Below are 16,972 nucleotides of genomic sequence, written 5' to 3'. Positions count from 1 at the left end.
CCCCGTTACCCCGTATCGCCCGGATAGTGGCACACTTGACCTATACGGTTCTATGTAACTTCATGCAAAGGATGGCATGCCTTGACTCAGCCTTCGACCAATGGCGGCACCCCGGCCTCGTCCGGCCGGACCCCCGCGCAGGGAAACCGCCTCGACCCCTGGTACGACGTCTACGCGGACCGCGCTCACAACCTGCGCGCATCCGAGATTCGAGCTCTCTTCTCCGTCGTGTCGCGTCCCGAGGTCGTCTCTCTCGCAGGCGGTATGCCGAACCTGAAGGACCTGCCCCTCGATAAGCTGGCGGCGTCCGCGGAGAAGCTGGTGCGCAACCATGGCGCGCAGGCCATGCAGTACGGCAGCGGCCAGGGCTGGGAGGTGCTGCGCGAGCGCATCACCGAGGTCATGGGCTACGACGGTATCGTCGGTGCCGACCCGGACGACGTCGTGGTGACGACGGGCAGCCAGCAGGCGCTCGACCTCGTCACGGAGCTCTTCGTGAACCCGGGCGACGTCATCCTGGCCGAGGCCCCTTCGTACGTGGGCGCGCTGGGCGTATTCCGCGCGCGCCAGGCCGACATCGTGCACGTCCCCATGGATGAGCACGGCATCATTCCCGAGGCCCTGGAGGAGACGATCCGCAACGTTCGCGCCTCGGGTCGCACGATCAAGTTCATCTACATCATTCCGAACTACCACAACCCCGCCGGCGTCACGCTCTCCGCTGAGCGCCGCCCAATCATCGCCGAGATCTGTCTGCGTGAGCACGTCCTGATCGTCGAAGACAACCCCTACGGTCTGCTCGGCTTCCACAGCGACCCGCTGCCGGCCATTGCCTCGTACAGCCCCGAGGGCGTCGTCTACCTGGGTTCCTTCTCGAAGATGTTCGCCCCCGGTTTCCGCATCGGCTGGGCGTACGCGCCGCACGCGATCCGCGCAAAGCTGGTACTGGCCCTCGAATCCGCGATCCTGTGCCCGTCGATGGTCGGCCAGATGGCGATCGCCGACTACCTGAGCAACTACGACTGGTACGGCCAGGTGAAGTCCTTCCGCTCGATGTACGCGGAGCGCTGCCGCGCGATGCTCACCGCGCTCGAGGAGTTCATGCCGTCGTGCACGTGGACGGTCCCGGACGGCGGCTTCTACACGTGGGTTACGCTACCCGAAGGCCTCGACGCAAAGGCCATGTTGCCTCGCGCGGTGCGCGCCCAGGTGGCGTACGTGTCCGGCACGGCCTTCTACTACGACGGCTCGGGTTCGAACCACATGCGCCTGTCCTTCTGCTACCCCACTCCCGAGGAGATCCGCGAGGGCGTGCGTCGCCTCTCGACGGTCGTCAACGCGGAGAAGGAAATCGTCGACATGTTCGGTACCGCGTCCTCGCACGAGGCCGGGGCCGGGTCCGACCGCTAACAGTTACCCGAGGAGATACCCCCATGGCTACCAAAGTTCTGATTATCGCCGGCGGTCTGACGCACGAGCGCGACGTGTCGGTTCGTTCGGGTCGTCGCGTCGCGAATATCTTGACGCAGTTCGGCTACGAGGTTCTCATTTCTGACGTTGATGCGTCCCTCGCCGAGGCGATTGAGTCTTTCTCCCCCGACGTCGTGTGGCCTCTCGTGCACGGTTCGATCGGCGAGGATGGCTCTCTGCAGTCTTTCCTGGAGTCCGTGGGGATCCCGTTCGTGGGTTCTTCGTCGGTGCAGGCGATGCTGGCGTCAAACAAGCCGACTGCGAAGGCTCTCCTCGGTTCTGCGGGGCTCGCGACGCCCGGTTGGGTGACGCTGCCGCAGGCGATTTTCCGCCAGCTGGGTGCCTCGCATGTCCTCTCCGCGCTCGAGGGCTCGGTCTCCTTCCCCGTCGTCATTAAGCCAACGGACGGTGGTTCTGCGCTCGGTATTTCGACCGCGAAGGACGCGAAGAGCCTGCGCCGCGCGATGGTAGACGCCTTCGCCTACGGCCAGCGCCTGATGGTCGAGCAGCGCATCGACGGCCGCGACGTGGCCGTCTCCGTGGTCGACCTGTGGGACGGCCCGCAGGCGCTGCCCCCGGTGGAAATCTCCACGGATGGCGGCCGCTACGACTACGACGCACGCTACACGACGGACGAGACCGAGTACTTCGTACCGGCCCGTCTACCCGACGAGATCCTCGCGGACCTTCAGGCCGCGGCCGTCGAGGCCCACACGACGCTGGGTCTGCGCGACCTGTCCCGCATGGACTTCGTGGTCGACGACGAGGGCACCTGCTGGTTCATCGACGCAAACGTCGCTCCCGGCATGACGGACACGTCGCTCCTTCCCCAGGCGGCCGATGCCCTCGACGATTCGTCGTTTGCGCAGCTGTGCGCCGACATCGTCGACTTCGTGGCCGGTGGCCGCGACGTGCATGGCGTCGACTACGTCATCGACGACGAAGGCGTCGGCGTCATCATCTCCGAAGATGCCCCGCCGACCGAGGAATAGTCACTCGTTCAACGCACTGTGGGCTCAGGAGGATGATCCTCCCGGGCCCACATGTTTCACGTGAAACAATCGCCAGTCCATCGCACTATGCAACGACGGGCACGCTCTATCACCGACCGATTGTGGCGCCCACAATCGGTGAATTCGAGCTAAATAAAATGAGGACATCCTGACTGCCCGATGGGGCTGCCTAATGTCCTCACTGTAGGGCGCTGCGGCTGTCCGACGCTGACGCGTATAGGGTGGACTGCCTTCTGACCCCTACCAGCGCAAGCGTAGCACATGTAGGGTACGCTCCGGGTCCGCGGTGGTATCACGTTCGCGCGCACTATTGAGCACGCGGCCGATGTTGTTTCACGTGAAACATTGTCTGCTTCCGCCAAGCGGGCTAAGCCCGTCGGCGATCATTCGTGAAAGGTAGTGCTGCACATTGACGAGAGCACACAATTGAATGAAACTTTCGTTCTCTGTACGGCTCTGTGTCGTTCTGAGCGATCCAACTAAAAGTGCACCTCGCGAACCCAGCGGCACTCAGAAAAGGAATCCAAGCTCCTTGAGACGCTTCTCGGCGTCCTCTGCACCCTTCCAGGTGATGCCTCGGACACCAAGTAACTCGGCAGCACGAACATTCTCTCGACGGTCATCGATGAACGCGATGTCTTCGTAGGGCACGCCAAGGCGCACGAGCACATCGCGGTAGATGCCTCGAGACGGCTTGCAGATGCCGTGGTCACACGAGAAGGCGAAGAAGTCGAAGAGGCTCCCCCACTCGGAGCGGCGGATCGCCTTCGCGATCGGATACGGCGCGTTCGACAGGATGCCAACACGCACTGCCTGGCGGCGCAGCTGACGCACCAAGCCAAGCGCGGCCTCGTTCGCTTTGGCCATGCGCGACGCGTCCAAGGCCACGAGCTGTTTCAAAAGAGCACCGGACGGCTCCGGCTGCCCGCAATCTCCCGCAATACGATCCCAGAATTCACGATCGGACAAACCCGCGTCATACTCTCCGCGATGGGCCCACATCGCCTGATCGACGAGCGTCGTGAGGCCTCGTGAGTCGTCGCCGAACAACTCAGCGATTGCGTGCGGGTCCGGATGGGCGTCGACGAGGACTCCACCGACATCGAAAAGCACGGTGCGCGAGCTGCCTTGGGCGTTCATGCCTTTCGCTCCTTCTGGTACTGCGAGGGCCCGACGACGGACCCTTAAAAGTAGTTTAAGCGTAAATTCAGCCAAAGATTAGGGCAAGAAATGTCGTATAGGGAACATACTGCGCCTGATCTGCGGAAAGAAATATGAAGTTTGATCAGTGGAGGATAAGGTCTGCAATTCGCTGAAGATCTTCGGATCCCGCGAATTCGATGACGATCCGACCCTTTTTACGCCCCTCGGTGATAGTCACGCGCGTATCGTACGCGTCGGACAGGGCCGACACGACGCTCTCACCCAGCGGCGACAGAGGACGCTGCTGGCGGGCACGCGGACGGGGCGTAGCCTTCGCCTTTCCGAGGCGGACAATCTCTTCGGTGGTACGCACGGAGAGACCCTCGGCGACGATTCGCTCAGCCAGTCGTTCCATCTCCTCTGCCGTCGACAGGGACAGCAGAGCGCGGGCGTGGCCCGCTGTGATGACCTGTGCGGCCACCTTCTTTTGGACTGACGGGGGTAGCTTGAGCAGGCGCAGGGTGTTGGCAATCTGCGGGCGCGAGCGTGCGATTCGCTTGGCGAGCTCTTCCTGAGTCGCCCCGAAATCCGCCATGAGCTGCTGATATGCGCTCGCTTCTTCCAACGGGTTGAGCTGGGCCCGATGGAGGTTTTCCAAGAGCGCATCGCGGAGCAGGTCTCCGTCGTCGGTCTCTCGGATGATTGCCGGAATCGTGGTTTTGCCCGCGAGCTCGGAGGCACGCAGGCGGCGCTCACCCATGATCAGCTCGTAGCGTGCATCGGGTTTCTCGGCGAGGAACTCCTGGAGTTTCTCGGAGCGGCCCGTTGCGGGGATACTACGAACGACGACGGGCTGGAGGACGCCAACCTCCTTGATGGAGGCTGACAGTTCCTTCAGATCGTCCTCATCGAAGACCTCGCGAGGCTGCTTCGTATTGGGAACGATCTGATCGATCGCAATTTCAGCGAAGGAAGCACCGGGAACCGGAAGGAGCTCATGATCGACGGATGTTTCACGTGAAACATTGTGATCAGCATGTGCATTGCTGGCACCAACCGGAACCGCATCAGCCGCCTTACCCTGCGGATCCTGATGGGAATCTGAGCCGTTGATTCCACCACCGAGCCCGCTGCGAGAGCCACCAGCGCGTCGTCCACCCGCCGCCTCGACAGACGGCATCGCGGGGCGCTTCTTCTTCGACGAGGCAGTGGCCCGCTTCGGCTGGAGAAGATCCTTCGCGGATCCTCCCCTCCTGCCGGCGGAGCTACCTTCGGGGAAGAAGACGTCCAGGGGACGGGACGACGCGGAGGGTGCGGTATGTGGCGTCTGCTCACTAGCCTGAGGAATCAGGGCTCCAAGACCCCGGCCGAGACCGGAATGCTTTCGAGTGCCCTTACGGCCCTCAGACTTCGATGATGCATCCGCCATTGCAATACTCCTTCAATTGCGTCGGTTCATTGTTTCACGTGAAACAATGCCATGAGAGCAGCAACTAAGCGTCGTTCGTCACTTTGTTGCACCAATGATCACCCATCGTGACAAATACGTGCCGAGCTGCGGAAACATGCGGAAAACTCCGCATGTTTCACGTGAAACAATCGCTATTCAGCTGCAGAAAGGCGCTGACACAGCTCGAGCGCGGCCTTGCGATACGCGATCGCGCCAACGTTGCGCGGGTCGTAGGTGATAACCGTCTGGCCGTAGCTCGGAGCCTCTGAAATGCGTACGGAACGCGGAATGACAGTCTCGAATGTCTGCTCGGGGAAGTGCGAGCGCACCTCGCCCTCCACCTCCTCGGAGAGCCGGGTGCGCTTGTCTGCCATCGTGAGCAGCATGCCCGAGACGCGCAGTCCCGGATTGAGGTCGACGCCGATGCGTTCAACGGTGTTCCACAGCTGGCTCAGACCCTCAAGCGCGTAGTACTCCGCCTGGATCGGGATCATGACCTCGTCCGCGGCCACCATGACGTTCAGGGTCACGAGGCCGAGGGACGGTGGGCAGTCAATCAGGACGATATCGATCTCCGGGTGTTCGACGACGTACTCGCGCAGGGCGTCGCGCAAGCGATACTCGCGCCGATCAACGTCGACGAGCTCGATCTCGGCTCCGGACAGGTCAATCGTTGCCGGGCAGACGAGGATCCCGTCGACATCGGGGCACGGCTGTACGACGTCCGCGACGCTGGCACCCCCGATGATGACGTCGTACGTGGAGGGCGTACCGGCCGGGTGCGCAACGCCGAGCGCGCTGGACGCGTTACCCTGCGCGTCGGCGTCGACGACGAGCACCGATAGCCCGCCAATCGCGAGGCCCGCCGCGATGTTCACAGCGGACGTCGTCTTACCCACGCCGCCCTTCTGGTTCGCAACGGCGATGATGCGAGTGTGATCGGGACGCGGGAATGCCGCGCGCTCGAGCATGGCGAGATCGCGTAGGTTGCGCTCGATCTGAGTCGACAGAGGGGTGTTGTTGGTACTCACGTGACACCTTCCTAGATACTGCCCCTAGTTTACGGGGAGACGCACACACTTCCAGCACGAAAAGCCCGTGATGCATCCAGGTGCACACAATCCCACTGACACGCGGGACAGCAGCGCAAAAACTCTTCTGTAGGATCGATTCTCCCAGCGCGGCGCAGCCACATGACAAACTACCAATCGAAAGAATCGATCTGACAGAACGACACGTTTTTGTGCGCCACGTCACTATATAAGGAAAGCGCCGCAGCAACCACCGCGACGCTCCCCTCCCCCACGTGGGGACGCGCTACTTAATGCGCGTGCAGACCACCACGTACGTGGACTCATCCTCCATGATGGAAGGCACCTCGTGGATCTCGGCGCGCAGGTGATGACGACGCAGCTCCGCCGAGGCCTCGTCCACCTCGATCGGAGCGCGACGGCCCTTGAGGGCCACGAGCGATCCGCCGGGCGCAATGAGCTTGGACGTCATGCGCACGAGCTTGCTCATGTTCGCCACGGCGCGGGCGGTCACCACGTCGGCCTTGCCCTTGCCGCGCAGCTCCTCGGCGCGCGCCTGGTGAATGGTGACGTTGTCGAGGCCCAGGTCCTCCACGACGTCCATGAGCCACTCGACCCGGCGCGCCATGGGCTCGGCCAGGTGCACGTCGAGCTCGGGGCGGCAGGCGGCGATCACGATGCCGGGCAGGCCGGAGCCGGAGCCGACGTCGAGGACCTGGCGGCCGTCCTTGCGCGGCATGAAGTCCAGCACGGCGGCGGAGTTGACGATATGGCGCGACCAGATGCGCTCCATGTCGCGCGGGCCGAGGAGGCCGCGGATCTCGCCCTCCTCCTCGAGCATGCGCGCGTACTCGGCGACCTCGGCGAAGGCCGGTCCGAAGAACTCGCGAACGACGGGCGTGGGCTCTTCTGGGACGAAGGGGTCGCCAACCTGGCGACCCCTTCCCGTCCCGTTCGGGTTCTCACTCACCGTCGGATTCCTCGGGGAGGATGACGACGCGGCGGTGGGGCTCGGTGCCCTCGGACTCGGAGGTCAGGCCCTCGTCGGCGACCACGTCGTGGCACACCTTGCGCTCGAAGGGGTTCATAGCGTCGAGCTTGACGGCCTCGCCGGTGGCGCGCACGCGCGCGATGGCCTCGCGGGTGATGTCCTGAAGCTCTTCCTTGCGCTCTGCGCGGAAGCCGGCGATGTCGAGCATGAGGCGCGAGCGCTCGCCGGTCTCGGTCTGGACCGCGAGGCGGGTGAGCTCCTGGAGGGCGTCCAGGACCTCGCCGTCCTCGCCCACGAGGCGATCGAGGGCTTCGGGGTCGTCGGCGACGATCTCGACCGAGGCGCGGCCGTTTTCGACGTCGATTTCGATGTCGCCGTCGAGGTCGGCGATGTCGAGCAGTTCTTCGAGGTAGTCGGCGGCGATTTCGCCTTCTTCTTCGAGGCGTGTCAGCTTGTCTGCGTTGTCGTCACTCATGACGTGTCCTCCGTAGTGGGGAATGGGGTCTTGCTGGTGTCCAGGTTACCGGCTGGGGCCTAGAACCGTGAATCTGTGGTGCTCAGCGCTTGTTTCCGGAGCGGCGGCGGGCCTTGCGGCGCTCGATGCGGCGGCGCTCGATCTCCTCGGCGCTGAGCGAGCCGTGGCCGACCTGGGCCTCGGCGCTCTCGGATGCGTCCTTCGACGAGGACTTGGCGCCCTCACGCTCGAGGGTGCGGCGTTCACGGACCTGCTTCTGGAGTTCGGCGCGCTGGGCGGAGGCTTCCTGCTTGGCGATGCGCTTTTCGACGGCGAGGGCGAGGCCGTGCATCCACTGCTCGTCGGGCAGGGTGGTCCACTTCTGGGTGGCCAGGTTGCGGTAGACGGTGACGATTTCGCCGGTGGACATGGAGGCGGGGAAGTCGGAGGCGACGCGCTGCTTCTTGGCCTTGGAGCGGACCTCGGCGAGGGTGCGCTCGTTGAGTTCGTCGACGCGCGGGTCGGTGGCGCTGTTGCCGAGGGCGGCGCGCTCACGGTCGTAGTTCTGGAAGTAGGGCTTGGCCCATTCCTGGTAGGCGGCCTCGCGCGAGGCGAGGAGGTCGACGTAGGCGGGGGAGCCGGGGGTGGGCATGACCTTGATGGTCCAGAAGGACTGGGCGAGGGCCCAGAAGGAGGCGGTCACGGTGTAGATGACGACGCCCATCTGGAAGAACGCGCCGGAGAAGATGAACATCAGCGGCATCACGTACATCATGGAGCGCTGCGACTGGGCCATCGGGTTGTCGCCCATGTCGGGCATGTTGCGCGAGAAGGACAGGCGCATGGAGGCGAACTGCAGGACGACCATCAGGACGATGGCGGCGACGAAGACCGCCACGATCGCGGGCTGGCCCCACGAGTCGCGCAGCGTGTGTGAGAGCTGGACGCCGAAGACGGTCGAGTTGACGATCTCGGTGGACACGGATTCGGTGAGCGGGCCGAGGTGGTCGGTCGAGTCGCCGCGGTAGGTGTAGGTGCCGGCGGAGATGGAGGAGACCGCAATGATGGCGCGGTACATGCCGAAGAGGACGGGCATCTGCACGAGCATCGGCAGGCAGGAGGCGAAGGGCGAGACCTTGTGCTTGCGCTGGAGGGCCTGGGTTTCTTCCATCATCTTCTGACGGCTGACCTGGTCCTTCTTGCCCTTGTACTTCTCCTGGATCTTGCGCATTTCGGGCTGGATGGCCTGCATGGCGCGCGAGGAGCGGATCTGCTTGAGGAACAGCGGGATGATGGCGATGCGCACCAGGATGGTGAGCAGCACGATGGACAGGACCCACGCCATGCCGGAGCCGGAGGACATTCCGAGCAGCACGAGGAGGTCGTGGATCCAAACCCACACGTAGGAGATCGCCCACGCGAAGGGGTGGAGGATTGCGTCGAACATAGTTTTCGCTTTCGCCGTGGCGCGGGTGCGCCGCTGTGTCGTTGTTCCTAATATTCCCGAGGCCGTGGCCGGTTACTCGGTCAAGTCGTGTTCCGGGTCCAGTCCCATGGGGGCGGGGCGTTCCCAGTTGTCGTGCCCAGCCCAATCCTCGGGTGGGATCCAGGGGTCGGGCTTCCAGCGTCCACGCTCTGGGACGTGGTCCACTCCCCCGTGGCTCCAGGGGTTGCATCGCAGGAGCCGCCAGGAGGCGAGGATGATCCCTTTGATGGGCCCGTGGACACGGACCGCTTGGAGCGCGTAGGTGGAGCAGCTGGGGGCGTATCGACACCGGGGGCCGAGGGCCGGGGAGATGTAGCGCTGGTAGGCAACGATGGGGGCGGACACGAGCGCACCGAGGGCACGGCCCGCGACGCTCATCGTGCGTCCCACTTGCGCCAGGCTCGCGCCATGACGCGGTCGAGGTGCTCGCCGAGTTCCTTGGAGGGGACGCCGAGGGCCTTGCGTGAGGCCCTCACGACGACACGTGCTCCTTCTGGAAGATCGGCGACCCGATCCCGCATGAGGTGGCGCAGCTGCCGCTTGACGCGGTTGCGTCCGTTGGCGCGCTTGATTTCCCGCTTGGGTACGACGAAACCGACGAGGCAACTATCACGTTCCTCGTCGGCTCGGACGTGGACGACAACCAGTGGATCTCCTGCTCGCGTTCCTTGTCGGATCGCGGCGGTGAAATCCGCTGGGTCAACCATGCGGTGCGCGCGCGGCAGCACCGGTGTGTCTCAGGCGGACAGCTTGGCGCGGCCCTTGCGGCGGCGGGCAGCCAGAATGGCGCGGCCGGCGCGGGTCGACATGCGCAGACGGAAGCCGTGCGTCTTCGAACGACGACGGTTGTTGGGCTGGTAGGTCCGCTTGGTGGTCACGGCAATTCTCCTCGGCGGGGAGTGGTTTCCCACTCGTATTGGTTGGGCTATCGACACGCGGCGCGCGCGATAGCGGGGACGCACGCCCGAAATGGGCGCAAACAAAGACCAAGACTAAGCGGATTGGGAGCGAACGTCAATGCGGCAGCGTTACCCACCGCGTCACACACAGTATCCACAGCTGTGCAAATCGCTGTGGATTGGACCCGTCCACAGAACGTGGATGACGAAAGTTATCCACAGGCTGTGTGTATTTTTGCTTTCCGCACGCTGATGCGGACCCAAAGTTGTAACTACAGGCCTGTGATTCTGTGATAGTTCTCCACAGCTTCATCCCCAGTCTGTGCATAACATGTGCGCGGACTACACTGCATGCATGTACAAGCGTCACGCATATCACCGATAAGTCGTGACGGAACTCACCTGTTTTTGTGACCGGAGGTTGCCGTGGAGTCGGATTCCCTCACACGCGCGTGGGCTGCGGCCCTCGACGCGGTCCCCACCAACGAATTGGGGCCCGTCGCCACGTCGATGCTGCGCTCCGCACGTCCCCTCGGCGACATCGAAGGCACAATCCTGCTCGCCGTCCCCAACGACTTCACCAAGCAGTGGATTGAAGATAAGGCACAGTCAAAGCTGACGACCGCCCTGTCCGTGCACCTGGGCCGCACCGTACGCATCGCGATCACCGTCGATCCCTCCATCGAGGTCGTCACCGAAGAGGAAGAAAAGGAAGAGCCCACCCCGGTTACTCCCGAGCCCGCGCCTGCTGCGCCCGCGCCCGCCCAGGCCTCGTCGAACGAAGAGCACGTACAGCACGAGGAGCACCACTCCCCCGCCCTAGCCTCGTCGAACGCCGACTCGGGCCCGACGCACCTGAACCCAAAGTTCACCTTCGATACCTTTGTGATCGGCCCCTCGAACCGTTTCGCGCACGCCGCGGCGCTGGCAGCCTCCGAGAGCCCGGGAACGGCGTTCAATCCCCTCTTTATCTACGGCGATTCCGGGCTGGGCAAGACCCACCTGCTCCAAGCCATCGGCCACAACGCGCTGTCGATGATGCCCCACCTGAAAGTCCGCTACGTCAACTCCGAAGAGTTCACGAACGAGTTCATCAACGCGATTCGCCTCAATAAGACGGACAACTCCCAGGTCGAGGCGTTCCACCGCCGCTACCGTGAGCTCGACATCCTGCTCATCGACGACATTCAGTTCATCGGCGACAAGGAACAGACGGTCGAAGGCTTCTTCCATACCTTTAATGCTCTGCACAGCGCCAACAAGCAGATCGTGCTGACCTCGGACCTGCCCCCGGCACAGCTCAAGGGGTTTGAGGACCGCATGCGGTCGCGCTTCTCCTCGGGCCTGCTCGTGGACGTTCAGCCGCCGGACCTGGAGACCCGCATCGCGATCCTGCATAAGAAGGCGGACGCCGAGGGCCTCGAGGTCACCCCTGAGGTCTTCGAATACGTGGCCTCGCGCATCTCCTCGAACATCCGTGAGCTGGAGGGCGCGCTCGTGCGCATCGGCGCGTGGGCGTCGCTGTACCAGGAGCGCATCGACTTAAACCTCGCGCAGATGATGCTCAAGGACTTCGTGTCTAACCCGGACGACAACGAGATCACCGTCAGCCTCATCATGAGCCAGTGCGCGGTCTACTTCGGCGTGACGATCGAGCAGATGGGCTCCTCGGAACGCAGTCACAACGTCGTCGAGGCCCGCCAGATCGCCATGTATCTGTGCCGTGAGCTCACCGACCTGTCGCTGCCCAAGATCGGACAGGCCTTCGGACGCGACCACACGACCGTCATGCACGCGAACAAGAAGATCTCCAAGCTCATGAAGGAAAAGCGCGAGACCTTCAACCACGTGTCGGAGCTTACAAACCGCATTAAGCAGAAGGCCAGGGAGTCGTGAAAGCCGCGCGGGCGCTGAGATAAGTCGGCGCCCGCGCTCAATTCACAGGAGTTGTGCACAGCCGGTGGACGAACGAGCTCGAGCTGTGGAGAAAAAGAGCTCTCCTGTGGATCTCGAAATGTTGTCATTTGCTTCGTCCACAGGACCACGTGACGAATCCACAGCCTCGTCCCAGAATGACAGCACAGTGATTTGATTGAAATTCCGCCGCATAAGGGAGTTTTCCACAGAACTCACAACCCTTATGATGGAGGGAGAATCAAATGACAAAAATTTTTTCACAGGCCTCCGCACAACAACGCCGCCGACGACGCTGCGCGATGGCGGCCCCGAGGCGAATTTCCTGCCCCACGTGGGCACACTTGTGGGTAAAGTAGTGTCCGATCCGTTTTGTGTTTTGGAGGCAGCTATGAAGTTCACCGTCGCCCGCGATGTTCTGGCCGAAGCCGTGTCGTGGACCGCCCGCGCGCTCCCCGTGCGTCCGGCCTCGCCGATCCTGGCCGGCGTGCGCATCAAGGCTGAGGGCGACGAGCTGACCCTGTCCTCGTTTGACTACGAGGTCTCCGCCAATTCGCACATCCCCGCGACCGTCGACGAGGCCGGCGAGGTCCTGGTCTCCGGCCGTCTGCTCGCCGACATCTCCAAGTCGCTGCCCTCCAAGCCCGTCTCCGTTGAGCTCGATGGCCAGAAGGTGAACCTGGTCTGCGGCTCCTCGCACTTCACGCTCGCGGTCATGCCGCTGGACGAGTACCCGCTGCTGCCCGCGCAGCCCACCACTGTTGGCGCGATCGATTCGTCGACGCTGTCGCAGGCCGTGTCCCAGGTGTCGATCGCCGCGTCGCGCGACGACACTCTGCCCCTGCTGACGGGCGTGCGCATCGAGATCAACGGCCCGGCGATCACGCTGCTGGCCACCGACCGCTACCGCCTCGCCATGCGCGAGCTGGATTGGGAGCCCACCGACACCTCCATTGAAGAGGTCGCCCTGGTCAAGGCCCGCATCCTCCAGGACGTCGCCAAGTCCATGACCTCGGGTGCCAAGGTCGAGGTCGGCCTGTCCGGCGAGTCCCAGCCCGGCGCCTCGTCCCTCATCGGCTTCACCGCCCAGGGTCGGCGCACCACCTCGACCCTCATGGACGGCGACTACCCCGCCGTGCGTCGCCTCTTCCCCGAATCCACGCCGATCCAGGCCGTCGTCGACCGCCACGCCCTGCTCGAGGCCGTCAAGCGCATGTCGCTGGTCGCCGAGCGTAAGACCTCCGTGCGCCTGGCCTTCACCGAGGGGCAGCTGGTCCTCGAGGCCGGCCAGGGCGACAACGCCCAGGCCTCCGAGGCCCTTGAGGCGACCCTGCACGGCGACGACATTTCGACCGCATTCAACCCGCAGTTCCTCATCGACGGCCTGCAGGTCCTGGACACCGACTACGTGCGCTTCGGCTTCACCCACCCCACGAAGCCGGCCGTCATCACCGGCCAGAAGAAGGCCGACGAGGGCGAGGTCACGCAGTTCCGCTACCTGCTGATGCCCATCCGCTTCGGCATCTGACGTGCGCGTCTCCCACCTGGCCCTCGACGACTTCCGCTCCTGGAAGCACGGGGTCGTCGAGCTGCCCGATGGCCCCACGGTCCTGGTGGGCGCAAACGGCCAGGGAAAGACGAACCTCGTCGAGGCGCTCGCCTACCTGTCCACGTTCTCGTCGCACAGGGTCGGCGCGGAGGGCGCGCTCGTGCGCATCCCCATCGACGAGGCCGAGGCCGCCCCGGGTGGCGCCGTCATCCGCGCGCGGGTCGTGGCCTCGGGTCGCGAGCAGGTCATCGAGCTGGAGATCGTGCGCGGCAAAGCAAACCGGGCGCGCATCAACCGCGCGCAGGTGAGGCCCCGCGAGATTCTGGGCATCGTGCGCACGGTCGTGTTCGCGCCCGAGGATCTCTCCCTCGTGCGAGGCGACCCGTCGGTGCGCCGATCTTTCTTGGACGACCTGGCCACGCAGCTCTCCCCCATTCACGCCTCCGTGCGCTCCGACTTCGACCGGGTCGCGCGCCAGCGCGCGGCGCTCATGAAGGCCGCCCAGGCCTCGATCCGCCGCGGCCAGTCCCCCGACCTGTCGACCCTCGAGATCTGGGACCAGCAATTCGCCGCGCTGTCCGCGCGCATCACGGCCACGCGCGCCTCCATCGCCTCGCGCCTGGAAGAGCCGGCCGCGCGCTCCTACGACGACGTGGCCGATTCCCCGCGCCACCTGCACCTCGCCTTCGACGCCTCGGTCGACCGCGTCATCGGCACCGACCCCGACAACCCGGCCAGCGCCGACCTCACCGACGTGGAAGCCCAGACGCAGCGCATGCTCGCAGCCCTGACGTCCGTGCGCGAGAAGGAAACCGAGCGCGGCGTCAACCTCGTGGGCGCGCACCGCGACGACCTGACGCTCGGCCTCGGCGCGATGCCCGTCAAGGGTTACGCCTCCCACGGCGAATCCTGGTCGGTCGCCCTGGCCCTTCGGCTCGGCACCTTCGAGCTGCTCAGCGACGACGGCGACACCCCGATCCTCATCCTCGACGACGTCTTCGCCGAGCTCGACTCCTCGCGCCGGGAGGGCCTGGCCGCCCTGGCCTCCAAGGCCGAGCAGATCATCGTCACCTGCGCGGTCGCCGGCGACCTGCCCGCCTCCCTTGACCACCACGCGCTGCACGTGCGCCTCGATCCGCAGCGCGGCACCGTTATCGACGGAGTCGACGATGAGTGAGCGCGGCGGCCTATCCGACGCGGACTCCCCCGAGGCGGACCTCCCCGGCGCGGACCAGGACGATTACCGGCTCGCGTCCTTCGGCGACGCGCCCAGCGAGGAAACCGACGAGTTCGTCGTCCGCGCTCTAGAACGAGCCCAGAGCGTTGCCCGCACGCACGGCTACACCCGCTCCACCATGCCCTCGTGGGGCCTCGACGAAACACGGCCCCGGCGCAGCCTCGACGGAACCAGCGAATACGCGGCCATCGAAACCGACGGCTTCGGACGCCTCGCCGGCAGTGAGGACGACGCCCAGGCGCGAGCCGCAGCCCGGGCCGCCGCCTACGGACGCGCAAACGGGGTGAGTGCCCCGGCCTCGTCCACCGACGAGGATCCCGAGGGCGACCTGGCCGCACTGCGCCAAGCCCTGGAGGGAACCGGCACCTCGTGGAGCCGCGCCCCCGGCATGGCCGCCATGCGTCCGCGCTACCGCCGGGCCAACTCCCTGGGCGCGATCCTGGCGCGCACGATCAAAATCCGCGAATGGGACACCCCCACCAAAATGGGGTCCGTTATGGCGAAATGGCGGGACATCGTGGGACCCAGCAACGCCGACCACACGCGCATCGAGACCTTCGAGGGACACAAGCTCGTCGTGCGCGCCGACTCCACCGCCTGGGCCAAACAGCTCCAGCTCCTCCTGCCCACGATCGAGCGCCGCATCGCCGAGGAGGTCGGCTCGGGCGTCGTCGAACAGGTCATCATCCTCGGGCCCGTCGCCCCGTCGTGGAAGAAAGGCCCCTACGTGGTGCGGGGGCGTGGTCCGCGCGCCGACTACGGATAATCAGATTTAGGCGCGTTTCGAGACGCTGACGCCCATCGCTTCATCGGTCAGATTTTGTTAGTCTGTGGCGTGTGTCCTGCCCGTGTGCAGGGTCGCAACGAGGAGTGATAATGACGAACCCCTACGGTCCTTCCGGCCCTCCGAACCACTCGAATCCAGGATGCAGCTCTGGTCAGTCGCGCCCCGTCGGCACATCGATGCCGGGGGGAGGACCGGTTTCTGGCGGTGAGCGCGGGCGCGTCGAGCGGCCCCGGAATGAGTCACCGAGGCCTCGGTCATCTCGCCTCATCGTCGGAAGCATCATCGGCGTGCTGGTCGTGGCTCTCCTCGGAATCGGGTCCTTCGTCGTGTTCCACGAGGGAGGAATTGGGCTGGGCGGATCGAACTCTCCCACGCCGACCGCACGTGCGACCGGCAACGGAGAACAGTATTCGACGCAGTACCTCGACGGAAAGTTCACCGTCAATACGACGAGAATCGAACAGGGGCCCGTCGATAAGGAGGGAGCGGATACCCTCCTCGTGACGTACACGCTCGTCAACAACACCGCAATCAAACAGAGCGTTGGACTCACTCTTCCCAAATTGATACAAAAGGGAACGGAGCTGCCAAAAGCGAAGTTCGAACCGGGTCAGGAACCCGAGGGACTCACCAAATGGAACTATGACATCGCGTCAGGCGAGGCGATGACTGTCACGTATGCGTACCGGTACGCCTACCCGGGCGAGACCGTCACCTTCCGGCGGTGGAACACCATAGACGAAGACCCGAACGCGCCACTGTGGTCGTTCGCGCCTCAGGATCAACAATCGGACGAGACAGCCGATGACGAAGAGTGGGTTTGGCACCCGTACTGAGGCGGCGAGCCTCGGGAGGATTGAGGAAACATCGTGAGCTATCCATATAACAACGCGGGTGGGCCCCCTTGGGACGCCCGACAGGCGGTCCCCATGGGGACGTCAATGCCCGGTGCCGGCCCCCACAACCAGGGACAGCCCGTACCCGCTCAGAGCCCCGCGGGCTCCGGCGCTCCTCAGCAGGCCACCGGTGCGTCCAGGGGCATGCAGTCCGTGATCCTGGTCGCCCTTGTTATTCCGCTCTGCATCCTCCTCGTCGGCATCGGAGGGATAGCGTTCATGCTATTCCACGGCGCGTCGCTGTCAAGCGACCCGACGGAGATAAAAACGGTGACAGCAGACCATTATTCCGCGGACATCATGAATGGAAAGTTCCATATCGAGAGTACCTCGGTGACACGAGGCCCCGTCGACCAAGACGGCGCGGACACCGTGTTCGTCACCTTGACGATGACCAACAACACCGATGACGCTGAATTCATCATGTTGCACACGCCAACCTTGAAACAGAAGGGGATCGTCCTCGGTTTCGCCGCCCTTGATCCCGACGAATACCCTGACGTCATTGTGGAGATGAATGATGACATGGTCAGGCCGGGCGACACTGTGACGTTCACGCTTGGCTTGAAGTACATCAACGTCGGCGAACCCGTCACTTTCATGACGGATGTCCCTCCGAAAGAGGATATCTTCGACTTTCCTGAGATTGTTG

The 16,972-nt window shown here is 64.3% G+C and carries 17 protein-coding genes; 8 read left to right on the top strand and 9 right to left on the bottom strand.

Annotated features, from left to right (window positions below):
* Positions 1-81 precede the first annotated feature (81 nt).
* Positions 82-1,410 carry an aminotransferase-like domain-containing protein gene (locus tag O3684_RS08930; RefSeq protein ID WP_500066425.1) on the top strand — a complete coding sequence of 443 codons (1,329 nt, stop codon included), beginning with the start codon at positions 82-84 and terminating at the stop codon, positions 1,408-1,410.
* Between the two features lie 23 nt (positions 1,411-1,433).
* Positions 1,434-2,462, top strand: coding sequence for a D-alanine--D-alanine ligase family protein (locus O3684_RS08925; protein WP_500066423.1), 1,029 nt, complete (start codon positions 1,434-1,436; stop codon positions 2,460-2,462).
* 531 nt (positions 2,463-2,993) lie between these two features.
* Here O3684_RS08925 and O3684_RS08920 read toward each other — a convergent pair.
* From O3684_RS08920 to rpmH, 9 genes are all read right to left on the bottom strand, one after another.
* Positions 2,994-3,623: an HAD family hydrolase gene (locus O3684_RS08920; protein ID WP_500066422.1), complete on the bottom strand. Its 630-nt coding sequence runs from the start codon at positions 3,621-3,623 to the stop codon at positions 2,994-2,996.
* 145 nt (positions 3,624-3,768) lie between these two features.
* Positions 3,769-5,055: a ParB/RepB/Spo0J family partition protein gene (locus O3684_RS08915; protein WP_500066420.1), complete on the bottom strand. Its 1,287-nt coding sequence runs from the start codon at positions 5,053-5,055 to the stop codon at positions 3,769-3,771.
* A gap of 173 nt (positions 5,056-5,228) precedes the next feature.
* Positions 5,229-6,107, bottom strand: a complete 879-nt coding sequence (locus tag O3684_RS08910; RefSeq protein WP_500063873.1) for a ParA family protein — start codon at positions 6,105-6,107, stop codon at positions 5,229-5,231.
* 286 nt (positions 6,108-6,393) lie between these two features.
* Positions 6,394-7,077 (bottom strand): 16S rRNA (guanine(527)-N(7))-methyltransferase RsmG, encoded by a 684-nt coding sequence (rsmG, locus tag O3684_RS08905; protein ID WP_500066418.1) that lies wholly within the window; start codon positions 7,075-7,077, stop codon positions 6,394-6,396.
* Positions 7,070-7,573, bottom strand: a complete 504-nt coding sequence (locus O3684_RS08900) for a Jag family protein (RefSeq protein ID WP_500066416.1) — start codon at positions 7,571-7,573, stop codon at positions 7,070-7,072. Before O3684_RS08900 ends, rsmG begins: the two co-directional genes overlap by 8 nt.
* 82 nt (positions 7,574-7,655) lie before the next feature.
* A complete protein-coding gene (gene yidC / locus O3684_RS08895) occupies positions 7,656-8,999 on the bottom strand; it encodes a membrane protein insertase YidC (protein ID WP_500063869.1) in 1,344 nt (447 codons plus the stop codon).
* A gap of 72 nt (positions 9,000-9,071) precedes the next feature.
* Positions 9,072-9,416: a membrane protein insertion efficiency factor YidD gene (gene yidD / locus O3684_RS08890; RefSeq protein WP_016460671.1), complete on the bottom strand. Its 345-nt coding sequence runs from the start codon at positions 9,414-9,416 to the stop codon at positions 9,072-9,074.
* Complete coding sequence (gene rnpA, locus O3684_RS08885) at positions 9,413-9,766, bottom strand: ribonuclease P protein component (RefSeq protein ID WP_500066414.1); 354 nt, start codon at positions 9,764-9,766, stop codon at positions 9,413-9,415. Before rnpA ends, yidD begins: the two co-directional genes overlap by 4 nt.
* Before the next feature lie 9 nt (positions 9,767-9,775).
* Positions 9,776-9,916, bottom strand: coding sequence for a 50S ribosomal protein L34 (gene rpmH, locus O3684_RS08880; RefSeq protein WP_009212821.1), 141 nt, complete (start codon positions 9,914-9,916; stop codon positions 9,776-9,778).
* A gap of 447 nt (positions 9,917-10,363) precedes the next feature.
* Here rpmH and dnaA point away from each other — a divergent pair, with 447 nt between their 5' ends.
* The 6 genes from dnaA to O3684_RS08850 form a co-directional block, all read left to right on the top strand.
* Positions 10,364-11,833, top strand: a complete 1,470-nt coding sequence (gene dnaA, locus O3684_RS08875; protein ID WP_500066412.1) for a chromosomal replication initiator protein DnaA — start codon at positions 10,364-10,366, stop codon at positions 11,831-11,833.
* A 409-nt stretch (positions 11,834-12,242) separates the two neighbouring features.
* Positions 12,243-13,379, top strand: coding sequence for a DNA polymerase III subunit beta (gene dnaN, locus O3684_RS08870; RefSeq protein ID WP_500066410.1), 1,137 nt, complete (start codon positions 12,243-12,245; stop codon positions 13,377-13,379).
* 1 nt (position 13,380) lies between these two features.
* The gene (recF, locus tag O3684_RS08865; RefSeq protein ID WP_500066409.1) at positions 13,381-14,577 is read left to right on the top strand and encodes a DNA replication/repair protein RecF; all 1,197 of its coding nucleotides are present in this window, start codon (positions 13,381-13,383) and stop codon (positions 14,575-14,577) included.
* Positions 14,570-15,403: a DciA family protein gene (locus tag O3684_RS08860; RefSeq protein ID WP_500066407.1), complete on the top strand. Its 834-nt coding sequence runs from the start codon at positions 14,570-14,572 to the stop codon at positions 15,401-15,403. Before recF ends, O3684_RS08860 begins: the two co-directional genes overlap by 8 nt.
* A gap of 110 nt (positions 15,404-15,513) precedes the next feature.
* On the top strand, positions 15,514-16,260 hold the full coding sequence (locus O3684_RS08855; protein ID WP_500066405.1) for a DUF4352 domain-containing protein: 747 nt from the start codon (positions 15,514-15,516) through the stop codon (positions 16,258-16,260).
* A 33-nt stretch (positions 16,261-16,293) separates the two neighbouring features.
* On the top strand, positions 16,294-16,972 hold a 679-nt coding region (locus tag O3684_RS08850), incomplete at its 3' end, for a DUF4352 domain-containing protein (protein ID WP_500066403.1).

The sequence above is a fragment of the Pauljensenia sp. 20925_1_27 genome (assembly GCF_041432835.1).
GTDB lineage: Bacteria > Actinomycetota > Actinomycetes > Actinomycetales > Actinomycetaceae > Pauljensenia.
The sequence above is the reverse complement of the archived record's forward strand: the minus strand, read 5'-3'. Positions and strand labels throughout refer to the sequence as shown.

What these genes read in the sequence shown, in the direction of transcription:
- O3684_RS08925 (WP_500066423.1), top strand. Translation starts at nt 1,434, where the DNA reads ATGGCTACCAAAGTTCTGATTATCGCCGGCGGTCTGACGCACGAGCGC.
- O3684_RS08900 (WP_500066416.1), bottom strand. Translation starts at nt 7,573, where the DNA reads ATGAGTGACGACAACGCAGACAAGCTGACACGCCTCGAAGAAGAAGGC.
- O3684_RS08920 (WP_500066422.1), bottom strand. Translation starts at nt 3,623, where the DNA reads ATGAACGCCCAAGGCAGCTCGCGCACCGTGCTTTTCGATGTCGGTGGA.
- yidD (WP_016460671.1), bottom strand. Translation starts at nt 9,416, where the DNA reads ATGAGCGTCGCGGGCCGTGCCCTCGGTGCGCTCGTGTCCGCCCCCATC.
- O3684_RS08860 (WP_500066407.1), top strand. Translation starts at nt 14,570, where the DNA reads ATGAGTGAGCGCGGCGGCCTATCCGACGCGGACTCCCCCGAGGCGGAC.
- O3684_RS08915 (WP_500066420.1), bottom strand. Translation starts at nt 5,055, where the DNA reads ATGGCGGATGCATCATCGAAGTCTGAGGGCCGTAAGGGCACTCGAAAG.
- dnaN (WP_500066410.1), top strand. Translation starts at nt 12,243, where the DNA reads ATGAAGTTCACCGTCGCCCGCGATGTTCTGGCCGAAGCCGTGTCGTGG.
- O3684_RS08855 (WP_500066405.1), top strand. Translation starts at nt 15,514, where the DNA reads ATGACGAACCCCTACGGTCCTTCCGGCCCTCCGAACCACTCGAATCCA.
- yidC (WP_500063869.1), bottom strand. Translation starts at nt 8,999, where the DNA reads ATGTTCGACGCAATCCTCCACCCCTTCGCGTGGGCGATCTCCTACGTG.